The following is a 12,652-nucleotide window of genomic DNA, read 5'->3' as shown; positions in this document are numbered from 1 at the left end:
TGGGCTTTCGGTTTGCGAGGCATAAACTCTCCTTGGGAGCATGTTATGCCTTAAACACAAAATTCCTGACAGGCCCGGCGCGCTTGTTCAACGAGTCGATCGATTCAAGTCCTGAAGGCGCTCGGCGATTCAAGGTCCTGTTCACAGTCTCGCCAACGACCCAAAAGCATATCCAAGCGGCGCGGAAGCGGGATGCCGTAACATAACAGGTTTCGCATGACGCTCCGGGAGCGCTTTACTCTTTTACTCCAGTCACCAGACTGTAGTAACCCAGGCTCGGCACTACATTGACGGACGCGAATCCCGCCGTTTTCAACACAGATGTCAACTCGGCAGACGTGTACTGCTCGCCTTCGGTCCAACCCATCATCATCAAGCTGAAACCGGCCGCGGCGAGCGGTCCGCTCTTGTCGTCACGGTAAAGCACTTCGTGCAAAATGATTCTTCCACCTACTGGTAGCGCTTCAAAACTCTTGCACGCGAGAATCGCATTTTTCTCCGGCGTCCAGTCATGGAAGATATTGGAATAGAAATGAAGATCTGCGGGAGGGTATGGATCTCTCCACATATCCCCAGGATGAAGGGTAATGCGATCGGATAACGCTGCATCAATAAACCCTCGCGCAAGTTTGCAAACCGCAGGCAAGTCAAACAACGTGCCGCGCAATTCGGGCCACGTTGACAACGCGCCGGTCAAATGGGCCCCTGAACCTCCGCCAATATCGAGCATCACACGATGCTGTCCAAGATCAAGACGCGTTGGCCACGCGAGTGCATGCATGACACTCGAGCTTTGCATGGCCCGAGTGAACCGCATACCAAGTTCGTGCTGTTCCTCATGGGTGCGGAAAATATCGGGCTCGCCGTAGGCCTTCGGCTCGTTGCGTCGCAGTGCCTCTTCGAGTCCCTCGAGGGAATAGGTTTTGGCGTTGTCGTACATCAAATCCCAGAAAGCACCGAAATAGGTCGGGCTGCCTTCCAGAAGCAGGCATTCTCCGAGAGTCGTCAAGCGGTACTCTTTCCCGTCGCGATGAACAAAGCCTAGCGCGACAGCCGCATTTGCCAATGCTTCAGTTGGACGCCGAGCAAGCCCAAGTGTCGAGCTAATTTCTAGAAGTGTGCAGGGTCCCTCGCCGAGCCGGCGAAACAATCCGAGCCGATGGGCGATCAACATTGCCGGATAGATGAATAGGCCGAATGCGACATCGTATGCGGCCGTGTCGTTTCGGCTCCACGCGTGGTGGATCATGATGTCACCTCGTCAAAAAAAAGCCGATCAACTAATGCGATGCAACGACCGTGCTCCTCATCGCTCAACTCGATGCGAGCCGGATCGGCGTGTTCTCCGTCTTGCATGTGTCCCGATTCAAGGGCGAAATGGAACGCGCCCATGTATCGCAGTTCGATATCCGTCTGGTCCTGTACAGCGTCGGCCAAACGCGTGGTCAGTGCAAACAGCGCATTTCCCGTCTCTTCGATTGCTTCGATGACAGCGAGTTTCTCGACACTGTTGCTGCCCGTCACGTTCACGCATAATTCGTACATGAGCAAGCGGTTATGATGGGTATCCTCGGACCACCGCGCGCGCAATGCATCGGTGGAATTTGTGATCCGGCTCCAGCCCAGCCTTTCAAAATATTTGAGAAACCACGGCCAGTGATGATCATCTTCGTAGATATGTGCGTTCACTCGTTCCTGGTAGATGTCCCTTGCCGATAAGCTACGCAACATATATCGATTGAGATCGCCAAATGCCATGATAAAAAACGCAAAACCTGACATAAAGCCGAGCTTCACTGGTGTAAGAGAACTTTCGTCACGCGGGCATTCAAATAGCGGCAGATTTGAATATGCGTGTTTTTTGCGCATGATATGGGTAAGCACCATCTTCATGGAAACGCCATCCGGGATCATGATTAATGCAGCGCGAAGGTGTCAGAGAATCTGGTCGACCTTTTCGGAGAAAGACCATCGTAATAAATTATCACATCTGAAAGAGGGCGAGAATATATTTTTCTTTTCTCCAAAAAATCAACATTGCCGACAGCAGAAGAGAAGCTCGAAATCAATAAAACGGAAGCTCGTCATCGACGATTTCTTACGCACTATACACAATATAGGACACCCCGATGCGCCTTTCAAGAAAGCAGCACCAATATTTTGCGCAACAATCTCGAAATTAAGCGAATCATTGTTTAATTATTTGAGGTCATGCCAATCTGCAAATCAATGATTTCGTGTCGGTCGAAAGCAGACATTTCCGACAGCTGCTGGTCAATACGCAAAGACGCTAGACGCGTCATCGAATGCAAGCAGGGCCGCTAGCTAGCATCTACATCTTAGGGCTGACGCGCCGAAGCGCGATTGCGGCAACGTTCACGACGCCCGTAAATAAGACGCAAGCTACTTCAACTGATCGCACCCCGAAAATGCGAGGGACGAGGGGTGCGCAAGGCTGCTCTTGCATCCGAGAACCGCAGGCGCCGGACCATTCGACGGCGATCCATGAGTCGAAAGACACGCACGAGTGATCATGGGGCGCGTTTCGGTTCTTCCTGTTGCCCGTCGATCCGAACAATCAAGCACCTGCGCCGACGAACTGAGGTCGTTTTGCCAGACGCTGCTGACCGAATAGTTGCAGCACCTAAAGGTCATGAGGCAGTCGTAGCTCTGCAAGAGAATCGCTGCGATTCCCGGTATCGCTCCGATCACCGCGACAGTCATCGTGTCCGGGGATGGCGACGGCCGGCAGCGCCGAAATGGTCAGCATTTGGCGGCCTGGCTGTGCCTCGTGCTGGACCGGCCAGCCACCCCGCATCGATGCGGTATTCGGACATCCGGGGACCTGACGGTACGGATTCCATGGCGCCTTCGGTGGTGGCCGACGATCGCCGGACTCGGCGTCGCCGGCACGCCGCATCGATGCGTTCTTCGTCTCGCATCCGGCGCTGACCGAGCGTGCACGGGCATTGATCGTCGCAACATCTTCGGGTGGCGTCGTGCCGTGGGAACTGCTTAGGTGCCGCATGCGGCCGAAGGTTCGCGCGGCCAGTTTCATGTCCCGCAATCCGCCTGCCGAACGCCTGATCATGTGGGCGACAGTAGGGCGTGGTTGCGCTCTATAGTCGTGCCCCCCCCCCCGACGATGCAATCGCCTACCGGGGTTTCCTGCGTCGGCAAACGCTGCGCGAGCGCTGGGTTGGCCCAGCGCGCCCTCGGCAGAGTATGCTGTGAACGTCTTGTCGTCGCTGTTTCGATGGTCGGTTGAGCAGCGCTACGTACTCGCGCCCCCGTTCGCCGGCGTCAAGATCAAGAGCTACGCGCCGGACTGGACCTGTCGTGGGGATTCTCCATGGGCGAATGGCCGCTGACGATTGCCGGCGGCCTCGAATAGTCGTACGGCTGGAGTGAGTCGGCGCGCACTGGGGCTGCGCTTCCTGCTCGACTTCGGCTACGCGACCGGCCTGCGCGCGAACGAGCTGGTCGGCGCGACGCTTGGCGATATCCGACGAGACGAGTGGTGATGACTGGCTTCACGTGATCGGCAAAGGGGGCAAGTTCTGCAAGGTCGCCTTGGCGTCGCTGGCTCGGGCCGCACTGGATGATCTTGGCACGGGACAACCTGCGGCACTCATCAATCTCGACGACGTTGACCTACCTGCACAGCGACGAGGTGCAGCGGGTCCGGCAGTTCGATCCGGCGTTTGGCGTACGGGATCGCAATTAGTTTCTTTATTGCATTTTCAACTCAAGCGTCGTAGCCGAGCGTGGATTCCTCCAGAATCGCGCGCTCGGTTAGCGCGACATAGTCGCCCGAGGTCGTGCGCTCGACCCGCGCATCGACGCGAAATGCGTGCCGCAGATTCGACGGCGTCAGCACGTCGGGCGGCGCGCCGTCCGCGACAAGTCCGTCGCTGCCCAGCAACACGAGCCGGTCGCAGAAACGCGACGCAAGATTCAGGTCGTGCATCGCGACCAGCAAGATTGCGCCAGCGCTGGCTGGCCGCGTCGCTGACGGCTTCGAGCGCGAGCAATTGCCACCACAGGTCGAGTGCGCTGGTCGGCTCGTCGAGCAGCAGCAGCGGCGTGTTGCGCACGAGAACCTGCGCGAGCCCGACCATCTGACGCTGGCCGCCCGACAAGCGATCGAGCGGCGACATCGCCAGCGTGTGCAGCCACAACCGCGTGAATACCTGTTGCAACCGCTGGTCGCATGCCGTGTCGGACAGGCCGCCACAGGTGGCGCGCAGCGCGCTGTGCACGGCTTCGTACGCGAGCAGCGAGGACGACTGCGGTATAACCTGCGGCAGATAGCCGACCTGCCGCATGTGGTCGCGGCGCGGCCCGCGCAGCAGGTCGAATCCGCCGAAATCCGCGCGGCCGGTCGCGGTCGCGACCCGGGCTAGCGCGCGTAGCTGCGTTGACTTGCCGACGCCGTTCGGCCCAAGCAGTCCGACCATCGTGCTCGGCTCGACCGGTGCTAGCGACAGCCCGTCGAGTACGGCCCGGGCGCCGTAGCAGACCCGCAGCGCGTCGAGATGCAGCATCGGGTCAGCCATCGAGCCTCCTGTGGCGGCTTGCGAGCAGCATGAACATCGGCACGCCAACCAGCGCGGTGATGATACCGATAGGCAGTGTCACGCCGGGAATCAGTGTCTTGCTGAGCACGGATGCGCCGGCTAGCATGATCGTGCCGGCGAGTGCCGCGCCGGGCAGGTAGTAGCGATGTTCGTCGCCGACCAGCAGCCGCGCGACGTGCGGCCCGACGAGGCCGACGAAGCCGATCGTGCCGACGAACGATAGCGTCGTCGCAGACAACAGGCTGATGCGCACGAGCGCGACGAGCCGCAGCCGTTCGACCGCGATGCCCATGCTGCGCGCCTGCTCATCGCCGGCGCGTAGCGCCGTGAGCGACGCGACCTCGAACCGCGCCCACAACGCGCAGGTGGCAAATACGCAGGTCAGCAGCGCGATCTTGCCCCACGTCGCGCGCGCGAGGCTACCCATGCTCCAGAACACGATCTCCTGCAACGCATTCGCGTCGGCTATGAACTGCAGCAGCCACAGCAGCGCCTCGAAGCTGAACATCAGGCCGATGCCGAACAGCACGACGGTTTCGGCTGTCGCGCCGTGCCGCTATGCGAGCCAGACAATCAGCAGCGTCGCACAGCACGCGCCCGCGCACGCGAATGCGCCGAGCGACAGTGCGACGTTCTCGTTCCACAGCACCAGATGCCAGCCCGAAGTCACGACGAGCGACGCGCCGACGCTCGCGGCGACAGACATGCCGAGCGTGAGCGGGCTCGCGAGCGGATTGTTCAGCACGGTCTGCATTTCGGCGCCGGCGGAGCCGAGCGATGCGCCGACCAGCACGGCCATCAGCGCATATGGCAGACGCACGTCCCACCGAATCACGCTCTGTTCGAGCGGCAGGTCGTCGGGCCGGAACAGGCCGCCGATCAGGTCGACGACTGGAAACGGAGACGGGCCGGTTGAGATATCGATGACGAGCAGCGCGAAAAGCACGCAGGTCAGTGCGACCAGCGCACCGACGCGCCGCGCGGTAGCGCAGCCGCAGGGACAAGGGCGACACGGGTGTCGTCGTGCTCATGCGGCCGCCCCAGACGCAGGCTCGAACACCATGCATGACGCGAGCGCGAGGCTCGGTGGTACGACGCCGCCGTGATCCTCGCCGTCAATCAGCCGGAACCTAGCGTCGAGCCCCGCGCGGGCGCCCACGCGTAAGACGAAGTTGCAGGCGGAGCTGACCTGCTTGCGCGCCTGTTGACGGCGCATCCGCTCGGCGTCAGGAGTCGGCGCACCTTCCTCGAGGCCGCCGGCGATCACGAGGACGCGCAGCGGCGGCGCAAGCGGGGCGGTTTGCGCGGCAAACTGGTAGGCATAGGGCTGCAGCGCACGCTCGCCCCACCAGATCAACGGGCTTGCTGCCACGTAGCGCCGAAACAGGTGCGCGCGCGTGAGCAGCGCGTACAGCGTGAGCAGGCCGCCGTACGAGTGGCCGAACAGTGTTTGTCGTTCGGGATCGACCGGCAATTGGCGGGCGAGCCACGGCTTCGGGTCATGCTCAATGAAGTCGAGAAAACGGTCGGCGGTGACGCCGCGGCCGTCCGGCCTTGGAGCAAGCGTGTAGTCGTTCTCGCGCGCGGCCATGTCGTAGGGCCCGTCGACCGGATAGCCGATGCCGATCACGACGGCCTCGGCGTCGCGTGCTCCGTCCGGGCGGGCGCGGCGATTGCGGATGAGTTGCGCGGCGAGCGGGAACAGTGCATTGCCGTCGAGCACGGTGAGCACCGGGTGGGGGGCGTGCCAGAGCGCTCGATCGGCAATGCGACGAAAACGCGCCGAGTGCGGCCGGCGATTGTCACGTCGAACTGGCGACTATTCGGCACGACGACGGACGGCGCGGCGTCGAGGCCGGGCCGCGGGGGCTTCGGCGGCGCGTGCAGGCGCGAGTGCGCCGAGCGGGCCGGTCAATCCAGTGACGAGCAGGGAGCGGCGCATGGACGAGGCGGGCGTCCGCATGTCAGGACCCTTCCTGCACCCAGTATTCGCCTTGTAGCGGAACGGGCTGGAAGCGCCGTACCATCGTGTCGAATGTGGCGCGCGGATCGAGATCGGCGAATAGCTCGGGATGCAGCCATTTGGCCATCACTTGCACGGCGACGCCGTTGAACGGCGAATTGTAGAAGTGATGCCAGACCGCATACGCGCGCCGTTCGCGGACTGCGCGCAGCGGCGCGATCTGCGGCCGCTTCAGCGCCCGATCGAGCGAGCGGGCGGCAGCGTTCAGCGGCGCGCTTTGCAGCGTCTGAACCGAGCCGCGGTGCCGATGTAGAAGTCGGGCTGGCGGCTCAGCAGGTATTCGGGGTTCAGCGTGCCGCGCTCACCGGGCACGCGGCCTTTCGCGACGTTGTTGCCACCGGCAGCGTCGAGCAGATGACCCATATGCCGGTCATCGTGTCGCTGCAGTCACCAGATAGACCGACCCGGCTTTCGAGGAGTACGCTTGGCGCGGCCGGTCGCGCGGTCGCGCGGTCGCGAGCCGCGTACGGACGATGTCGAACTCCTGCTGCCAGAGCGTGTTGTATGCCGCCGCGCGCCGCGGCGCGCGGAGCACCTGGCCGAACAGCGTGATGCTACGTGGCGTGTTGGCGAGCGGGTCGTGACGGAAGTCTACGAACACGATCGCGACGCCGGCCGCCTCGAGCCGCGCGAGCGTCTCGCGGTTGCGCTCGCCGGGTCCGTGGCCGCCACCGAGTCCGAAGATCGCAACCTGCGGGCGTAGCGCGAGGGCGCGCTCGTCGCTGAAGCCGCCCGATTGCGAGCGACCGATCCGCGGCACGTCTTTCAGACGCGGGAAGCGCGCGAGCCATTGTGCGTAGCTTCCGGGATCGAGTTGCTCGAAATCGCCCATCATGCCGACGAGCCGGCTGGCCGGATCGTCGCCGTCGACGATCGCCAGCGCCGGCAGCAGGCGGCCTTCGCCGAGCAGCACGCGCTCGACTCGCGCAGGAATCCGAACCTGGCGCCCGGCCAGGTCTATAACCGTCGTCGTGTCTGCCTGCGCGGCATGCATCACAAGCCAACCGCACAGCCATGCCCCCAGCATCGACCACATTCCGCTTGTCTTTTTCACGCGACTCCCGATACGATATAAATGAGAAGCATTTGTATTTGATTGTAACTGGGCCGAAGCCGCGACATGGGTATCGGCCGTTTGATCGAACGCCAGAATAGTTTGCGCGGGCACGAGCAGCCCGCGCGGGAGGGAAATGACGATATGACAGCGCTGACGCCAGCCGCTCTCCATTCCGACCGCTATCGACACGATGCGCACGTCGCGCGGATCTGCGAGGTGCGGCCTGGGCTGCGAGTCCATTCGGACGATGCAACCGACGAATTCGACGCCGTGATGTCTGGACAATGTTCGCCGGGCCTGCACTCGTCCTGCTGCTCGAGGGCGCGCTCGATGTGTCGTACGGCGACCGGCGCGTGGTGTTGACGACGGACGGGCGCCGCACCGGTCGCATGGCCTGCGAAGTCGCGCGGCCCGCGGTGCGGATGCAGTCTTTCCTGCTCAACGCGGTCGCGCCGGACACGTTTCGCCGGCGGCTCAGCAAGGGCAGGTTGCACGGCCGCTGAGCCTCGCGATGTCGGGCGAATGGCTCGGACATCTGCGGGCGGCCAGTGGTGTCCTGCCGGAGCAACTCGACGCGATGCTGTCTGCGCATCTCGCGATCCGTTTCTGGCAGCCGACGTCGCGTGCGACGGCGCTCGCCGAGCAGATCGTGCGGCCGCCGGGCTATCAACCGATGCTGTAGGCGATCTATCTCGAAAGCCGCGTGCTCGAACTGCTCGCGGAGGCGTTCGCGCCGCTCGAGACCGGCGCGGCACATGCGGCCGACGCGTCGCTCGGCTCGAGCGACTATCGCCGGATGGCCGAGTTGCGCGCGTTTCTTGCGAGCGACGCAGCGCAGGAACTGTCGCTCGAGGACATCGCACGGCGCGCGGGAATGAGCGCGAACGCGATGCAGCGTCAGTTCCGGGCGGCCTACGGTACGACCGTTTTCGGCTTCGTTCGTGAACATCATTTGCAGCGTGCACGGCTCGCGCTCGAGCGCGACGCGGTGAGCGTCAAGCAGGCCGCAGCGCTGGCCGGATACACGAGCGCCGCCAATTTCGCAACGGCCTACAAGCGCCGTTTCGGCGTTACCCCGACGCTCGCGCGGTTCAGCGACCACCGTTGGCGGCAGAGGGTGACGGCGCTCAAACGAATTCTATGCTTACGCAAAGGTTTCGGTGGCTTTCGTGTATCATAATGCAAATGATTCTCATTATCGAACGCGAAAGCCACCATGTCGAGTCAAGCCGCAAGCTTTGCGTTGAAGCCGGTTGTTGTCGCCGGCCTGTATCTGATGGGGGTGTCGTGCGCGCGGGCGCAGACCTCCGGGCGAGCGGCGACACCCGCTGCTGCATCGTCCGTTACCGCGCGGGCCGCGGTCGTCAAGCCGGCCGAAGACGCGTCGCCCGATGCCGCCGCGCTGAAGGAAATCGCCGTCACGGTGAGCCGGCGCGAGCAGGCGATCCGTGCATCGGCTGGGGGGGCGACCGTGGACGCTAGTGCGTGCCCGCCGTCGGCTGACCGACAATGGCGCCGATTTCCACTGATGCGCGACGTTTTACTTTCTTTTATCGGAGCACTTTGTGTCGACGACTTCTGCTGACTCCCTGCCCACGCCGGCCGACGCCGGCGTGTCCTTCCTGCCGTTGCAGCTGGCCAATTTCGCGATGGTGGCCGGCACCTACGCATTCATCACGATCGCCGGCCCGATGGCGAAGCGCATGCATCTCGCGCCCGTGCACATTGGTGCGATCATCGGCATCGTCGGGTTCGTCTGGATGATCGCCGCACCGCGCTGGGGACGCGCGGCGAACACTCGTGGCCCATTGCCGTCGATGCGCGCGGCGATCGTCGGCTTCGTCGCGAGTTCGCTGCTGCTGACCGCCTACGTCGGCTGGGCGCTACGCGCCGGTGGCAGCGCGGTGCCGCCGGCATGGGCCGGTTTTGCCGCGCTGCTCGTCACGCGCGCAGCGATGGGAGGATGTTATGCCGGGCTGCCCGTTGCAGCCATGTCGTGGATCGCCGACCGGACGCCGGCCACGGGGCGCGCATCCGCAATTGCGCGATTCGGCGCAGCGGGCGCGATCGGGATGGTGCTCGCGCCGCCGTTTGCGGGCTGGCTAGCCAGGTTCGACATGGCTTTCGCACTCGCCGTTTTCGCGCTGCTGCCGCTCGCAGGGTTGACGGGGTTGCGCCGGCTGCGCGACAACAGCGCGCATGCAGTGCGGCAGGCGCCGCCCCGGCTGAGACCGACCGATCGACGCTTGCGCTTGCCGTGGTGCAGCGCGTTCGCGCTGTACAGCGCGGTGATGATCGCGAACAGCGTGCTGGGTTTCTACCTGATCGACCGCCTGCACGTGCGGACGAGCGACGCATCGATGGTGGTCGGCTACGCGCTCGGTAGTGCGGGTATCGGGCTGATCGCGACACAGTCGCTGGTGGGCCGGTGGAGCTCGGTCGCACCGCTTCAATGGTTGCGCTGGGGGGCGCTGGCGGGGGGGGCAGGGTTCGTATCGGCGCTGGCGGCGCAGGCCGCCCACTCGTGGCTGCTGTGCGCAAGCTACCTCGTCGCGGCGTGCGGGATGGGTGCCGCGTTTCCGGCGGTTGCGGCGCTGGCGAGCACGCGAGTCGAGGCACACGAGCAGAGCGCGTGCGCGGGCGCGATGTCGATGGCGCAAGGACTTAGCATGGTGGTCGCGCCGCTGGCCGGCACGATGCTGTATGAACTGCATCCGGCGATGCCGTTCTCAGCGATCGGGGCGGTGCTCGCGGCCGTATTCGTCGTGGCCTGGGGTGCGGGGCGCAGTGCGCCGGCGGGGTAATGCAGAATCTGCGAACTTCAACACATTTCGATTTCCAGGCTGGACATCCGAACACCCATGTGGCGGCAACCGGTGAATTCTGCTTAGCTGGTTGATCGGACCTATGGCATCGCACGTGACTTTTCTGCCGCATTTCGGAACTAGGCTCAACATAACTTGCTGCTTAAGTTCATAAAATCATCAGCCGGCACGACCGACAGTTATCTCACTTTCTTAGCGGACCGTTGAAATACCTCGGTCGGTCCTGCACGATGTAGGTTCCCGAGATAAAGGAAGAGCAGGCCAATGCGAGGTGCGGACGGTTACAACGAATCGTTGTTCAGCACGGTGAGGCTAGAAGAATTTGTTCCGCAGGCGCATCCGCTGAGCCAGGTCCGGATATGGCTGAACGAAGCACTGTCGAAGATGGATGCGAAGTTCTCGGCGATGTATGAAGTCGACGTGAAAGGAGGCCGGCCGAGCATCACGCCTGAGAAGCTGATGCGGGCGATGTTGCTGCAAGTACTGTACAGCATCCGTAGCGAGCGGCAACTGGTTGAGCAGATTTCGTACAACCTGCTGTTCCATTGGTTCGTCGGTATGGTTCCGCCGGCGATCTTTCACCGATTGAGTTTTGAGCGGCCACCGATTGAGTTTGAGCGGCGCCACGCGCTAAACGGCTCGTGAGTATCTATGATACGCTGGCCTGTCCAAATATTAATTGACCAGGGATGGTGTCGTGGTCAAAGGTATAGGGGCTTTTTCCATGAAGACGTATAACGAGTTGCTCGCCGACCTCGAGAAACTGAAGCAGGATATCGACGCTGCTCGGGAGTACGAAGCGAGACTGATCGCGGATCGCGTGATGGCCTTGCTTTCGGAAAGCGGAGTCGATATCCGGGCGATTGTTGATTGCGCGCAGTCGCGTCCGCGCACGAAGGTCAAGCCCAAGTATTGGAATCCGGAAACCGGAGCTACTTGGTCTGGGCGCGGCAGAACGCCGCGCTGGCTTATCGGAAAGGATCTTGAAGGGTTCAGGATTCCGTCCGGCGATTCGGACAAGTATGAGCATTGACCGCCCAGTGTCCTCGTCTCGGAAGGCGACGCGAGCGCAGCGATGATTGTGCGGCTCGTTGAGAATGGATGGTGTCGCTATGCGCTGTCTCGTTGCAATGCCATCGATGGAGAAGTATTTTGGCGAATCATGTGATTGCAGGAAAGGTCGTTCTGGTTGCAGGTGGCGCAAAGAATCTGGGCGGGCTGATCGCACGGGACCTCGCAGAGCAGGGCGCGAAAGCGGTTGCGATTCACTACAATAGTGAACGCGTGAACCTGTCGGGCGACGCGCTGTTCGCCACCGATCACGCGACGCTCGCACCGACCGCGCGCGAATCGCTCGACCGGCTGTTAAGCGAGCGCGCCGATCGCACGTACTCGCAGGTGACGGTCACCGGCTTCACCGATTCGGTGGGCAGCGACGACTACAACCTCGCGCTGTCGAAGCGCCGCGCCGAATCGGTCGCCGCCTATCTGAAGGCGCACGGGCTGAAGACCGACTCGATGACGGTCTCGGGCCGCGGCAAGGCCGATCCGGTCGCGTCCAACGCGACGCCGGAAGGCCGCGCCAGCAACCGCCGCGTCGAAATCCGGCTGCAGCACTGAGCCGCCTGCGGCCGCTCATGCGGCCGCGCGAGCCGGCGGGCCACCGCGCCGGCAGGCCGCCGGACGACCGGGCGCCGCTTCGTCGGCGCCCGTTCCCGTTGGCCGGCGGCGATGTCAAAGTTCGTCACGCCCTGCCAAAACCGGCGGTTTCCATGCCACAATCGCCGGCAGACAGTTGCCGGGGCAGCCTGCCCGACGCGCGCCGTGCGAGGCGTGCCGGCGACACGCCGGAATCCGGCTGCCGGCCGCGCGAATCCCGTCGCCCGATTCGCGCACGGCGGCGCACCGGCACGAATCCAACCATGACGATCCACGGCGCGCCGCTGCCGGCCAGACGCTCGACGCGATGCCCGGACGCACGACGCCGCAGAGGAAACAACCGGTGACGGACATCAATGAAACCGCCGCGAGCGGCACCCGCAAGCAACGGCCGGCGGTCGGCATCTCGCTGTTTGCGCGCGACGGCCAGGCGATCTGGGAGAACGGCATTCACCAGAACATCGCGTTCCTCGCGATGATGCTCAAGCGTTCGGATCGCGTCGGCCCC

The 12,652-nt window shown here is 63.2% G+C and carries 14 protein-coding genes and 4 pseudogenes; 10 read left to right on the top strand and 8 right to left on the bottom strand.

Going from position 1 to position 12,652, the window contains the following annotated elements; genetic code table 11:
- Nucleotides 1-235 precede the first annotated feature (235 nt).
- Together WS61_RS23910 and WS61_RS23905 are read right to left on the bottom strand one after the other, a co-directional pair.
- Nucleotides 236-1,249, bottom strand: a complete 1,014-nt coding sequence (locus tag WS61_RS23910) for a methyltransferase (RefSeq protein WP_059504091.1) — start codon at nt 1,247-1,249, stop codon at nt 236-238.
- The gene (locus WS61_RS23905; RefSeq protein ID WP_157692781.1) at nt 1,246-1,893 is read right to left on the bottom strand and encodes a hypothetical protein; all 648 of its coding nucleotides are present in this window, start codon (nt 1,891-1,893) and stop codon (nt 1,246-1,248) included. The genes WS61_RS23910 and WS61_RS23905 overlap by 4 nt, the downstream gene beginning before the upstream one ends.
- A 931-nt stretch (nt 1,894-2,824) precedes the next feature.
- Here WS61_RS23905 and WS61_RS34150 point away from each other — a divergent pair.
- Nucleotides 2,825-3,727: pseudogene (locus WS61_RS34150) on the top strand (phage integrase family protein); the annotation flags it as partial.
- A gap of 16 nt (nt 3,728-3,743) precedes the next feature.
- On the opposite strand, the gene WS61_RS23900 reads toward WS61_RS34150, so the two are convergent.
- The 6 genes and pseudogenes from WS61_RS23900 to WS61_RS35780 form a co-directional block, all read right to left on the bottom strand.
- The gene (locus WS61_RS23900) at nt 3,744-4,559 is read right to left on the bottom strand and encodes an ABC transporter ATP-binding protein (RefSeq protein WP_257127355.1); all 816 of its coding nucleotides are present in this window, start codon (nt 4,557-4,559) and stop codon (nt 3,744-3,746) included.
- Nucleotides 4,552-5,611 (bottom strand): annotated as a pseudogene (locus WS61_RS23895) (FecCD family ABC transporter permease). Before WS61_RS23895 ends, WS61_RS23900 begins: the two are co-directional and overlap by 8 nt.
- Complete coding sequence (locus tag WS61_RS23890) at nt 5,608-6,312, bottom strand: alpha/beta hydrolase (RefSeq protein WP_257127354.1); 705 nt, start codon at nt 6,310-6,312, stop codon at nt 5,608-5,610. The pseudogene WS61_RS23895 and the gene WS61_RS23890 overlap by 4 nt, the downstream one beginning before the upstream one ends.
- A 232-nt stretch (nt 6,313-6,544) precedes the next feature.
- A complete protein-coding gene (locus WS61_RS35790; RefSeq protein WP_257127353.1) occupies nt 6,545-6,670 on the bottom strand; it encodes a hypothetical protein in 126 nt (41 codons plus the stop codon).
- Nucleotides 6,671-6,807: 137 nt separating this feature from the next.
- Nucleotides 6,808-6,966: a hypothetical protein gene (locus WS61_RS35785; RefSeq protein ID WP_257127352.1), complete on the bottom strand. Its 159-nt coding sequence runs from the start codon at nt 6,964-6,966 to the stop codon at nt 6,808-6,810.
- A 7-nt stretch (nt 6,967-6,973) separates the two neighbouring features.
- Entirely contained in the window at nt 6,974-7,900 is a 927-nt protein-coding gene (locus tag WS61_RS35780) for a hypothetical protein (protein WP_257127351.1), read from the bottom strand.
- A gap of 44 nt (nt 7,901-7,944) precedes the next feature.
- Here WS61_RS35780 and WS61_RS35775 point away from each other — a divergent pair, with 44 nt between their 5' ends.
- The 9 genes and pseudogenes from WS61_RS35775 to WS61_RS34145 form a co-directional block, all read left to right on the top strand.
- The gene (locus WS61_RS35775) at nt 7,945-8,163 is read left to right on the top strand and encodes a hypothetical protein (RefSeq protein ID WP_257127350.1); all 219 of its coding nucleotides are present in this window, start codon (nt 7,945-7,947) and stop codon (nt 8,161-8,163) included.
- Nucleotides 8,164-8,171: 8 nt separating this feature from the next.
- Nucleotides 8,172-8,342: a hypothetical protein gene (locus tag WS61_RS35770; RefSeq protein WP_257127349.1), complete on the top strand. Its 171-nt coding sequence runs from the start codon at nt 8,172-8,174 to the stop codon at nt 8,340-8,342.
- A gap of 21 nt (nt 8,343-8,363) precedes the next feature.
- Entirely contained in the window at nt 8,364-8,840 is a 477-nt protein-coding gene (locus tag WS61_RS35765) for a helix-turn-helix transcriptional regulator (RefSeq protein ID WP_257127348.1), read from the top strand.
- Between the two features lie 36 nt (nt 8,841-8,876).
- Complete coding sequence (locus WS61_RS23875) at nt 8,877-9,245, top strand: hypothetical protein (RefSeq protein WP_059504087.1); 369 nt, start codon at nt 8,877-8,879, stop codon at nt 9,243-9,245.
- Nucleotides 9,226-10,464, top strand: a complete 1,239-nt coding sequence (locus tag WS61_RS23870; RefSeq protein WP_059504085.1) for an MFS transporter — start codon at nt 9,226-9,228, stop codon at nt 10,462-10,464. The genes WS61_RS23875 and WS61_RS23870 overlap by 20 nt, the downstream gene beginning before the upstream one ends.
- Before the next feature lie 285 nt (nt 10,465-10,749).
- A pseudogene (locus WS61_RS23865) lies at nt 10,750-11,046 on the top strand (transposase); the annotation flags it as partial.
- 163 nt (nt 11,047-11,209) lie between these two features.
- A complete protein-coding gene (locus tag WS61_RS23860) occupies nt 11,210-11,518 on the top strand; it encodes an H-NS family nucleoid-associated regulatory protein (RefSeq protein WP_059504093.1) in 309 nt (102 codons plus the stop codon).
- 245 nt (nt 11,519-11,763) lie between these two features.
- A pseudogene (locus tag WS61_RS23855) lies at nt 11,764-12,105 on the top strand (OmpA family protein); the annotation flags it as partial.
- A gap of 382 nt (nt 12,106-12,487) precedes the next feature.
- Nucleotides 12,488-12,652 (top strand): DUF2827 family protein (locus WS61_RS34145; RefSeq protein ID WP_373557135.1); only part of this gene is annotated, 165 nt, incomplete at its 3' end.

Origin of the sequence: Burkholderia sp. ABCPW 11, from assembly GCF_001523445.1 — a bacterium.
GTDB lineage: Bacteria > Pseudomonadota > Gammaproteobacteria > Burkholderiales > Burkholderiaceae > Burkholderia.
This window is presented reverse-complemented; position numbering and strand designations above follow the sequence as displayed.

Bases quoted from the DNA above. Each gene is read 5' to 3' on its own strand.
- WS61_RS23875 (WP_059504087.1), top strand. From the start codon at position 8,877: ATGTCGAGTCAAGCCGCAAGCTTTGCGTTGAAGCCGGTTGTTGTCGCC.
- WS61_RS35775 (WP_257127350.1), top strand. From the start codon at position 7,945: ATGTTCGCCGGGCCTGCACTCGTCCTGCTGCTCGAGGGCGCGCTCGAT.
- WS61_RS23905 (WP_157692781.1), bottom strand. From the start codon at position 1,893: ATGAAGATGGTGCTTACCCATATCATGCGCAAAAAACACGCATATTCA.
- WS61_RS23910 (WP_059504091.1), bottom strand. From the start codon at position 1,249: ATGATCCACCACGCGTGGAGCCGAAACGACACGGCCGCATACGATGTC.
- WS61_RS35780 (WP_257127351.1), bottom strand. From the start codon at position 7,900: ATGGACTCGCAGCCCAGGCCGCACCTCGCAGATCCGCGCGACGTGCGC.
- WS61_RS23860 (WP_059504093.1), top strand. From the start codon at position 11,210: ATGAAGACGTATAACGAGTTGCTCGCCGACCTCGAGAAACTGAAGCAG.
- WS61_RS35790 (WP_257127353.1), bottom strand. From the start codon at position 6,670: ATGGCCAAATGGCTGCATCCCGAGCTATTCGCCGATCTCGATCCGCGC.
- WS61_RS35785 (WP_257127352.1), bottom strand. From the start codon at position 6,966: ATGGGTCATCTGCTCGACGCTGCCGGTGGCAACAACGTCGCGAAAGGC.
- WS61_RS23900 (WP_257127355.1), bottom strand. From the start codon at position 4,559: ATGGCTGACCCGATGCTGCATCTCGACGCGCTGCGGGTCTGCTACGGC.
- WS61_RS35770 (WP_257127349.1), top strand. From the start codon at position 8,172: ATGTCGGGCGAATGGCTCGGACATCTGCGGGCGGCCAGTGGTGTCCTG.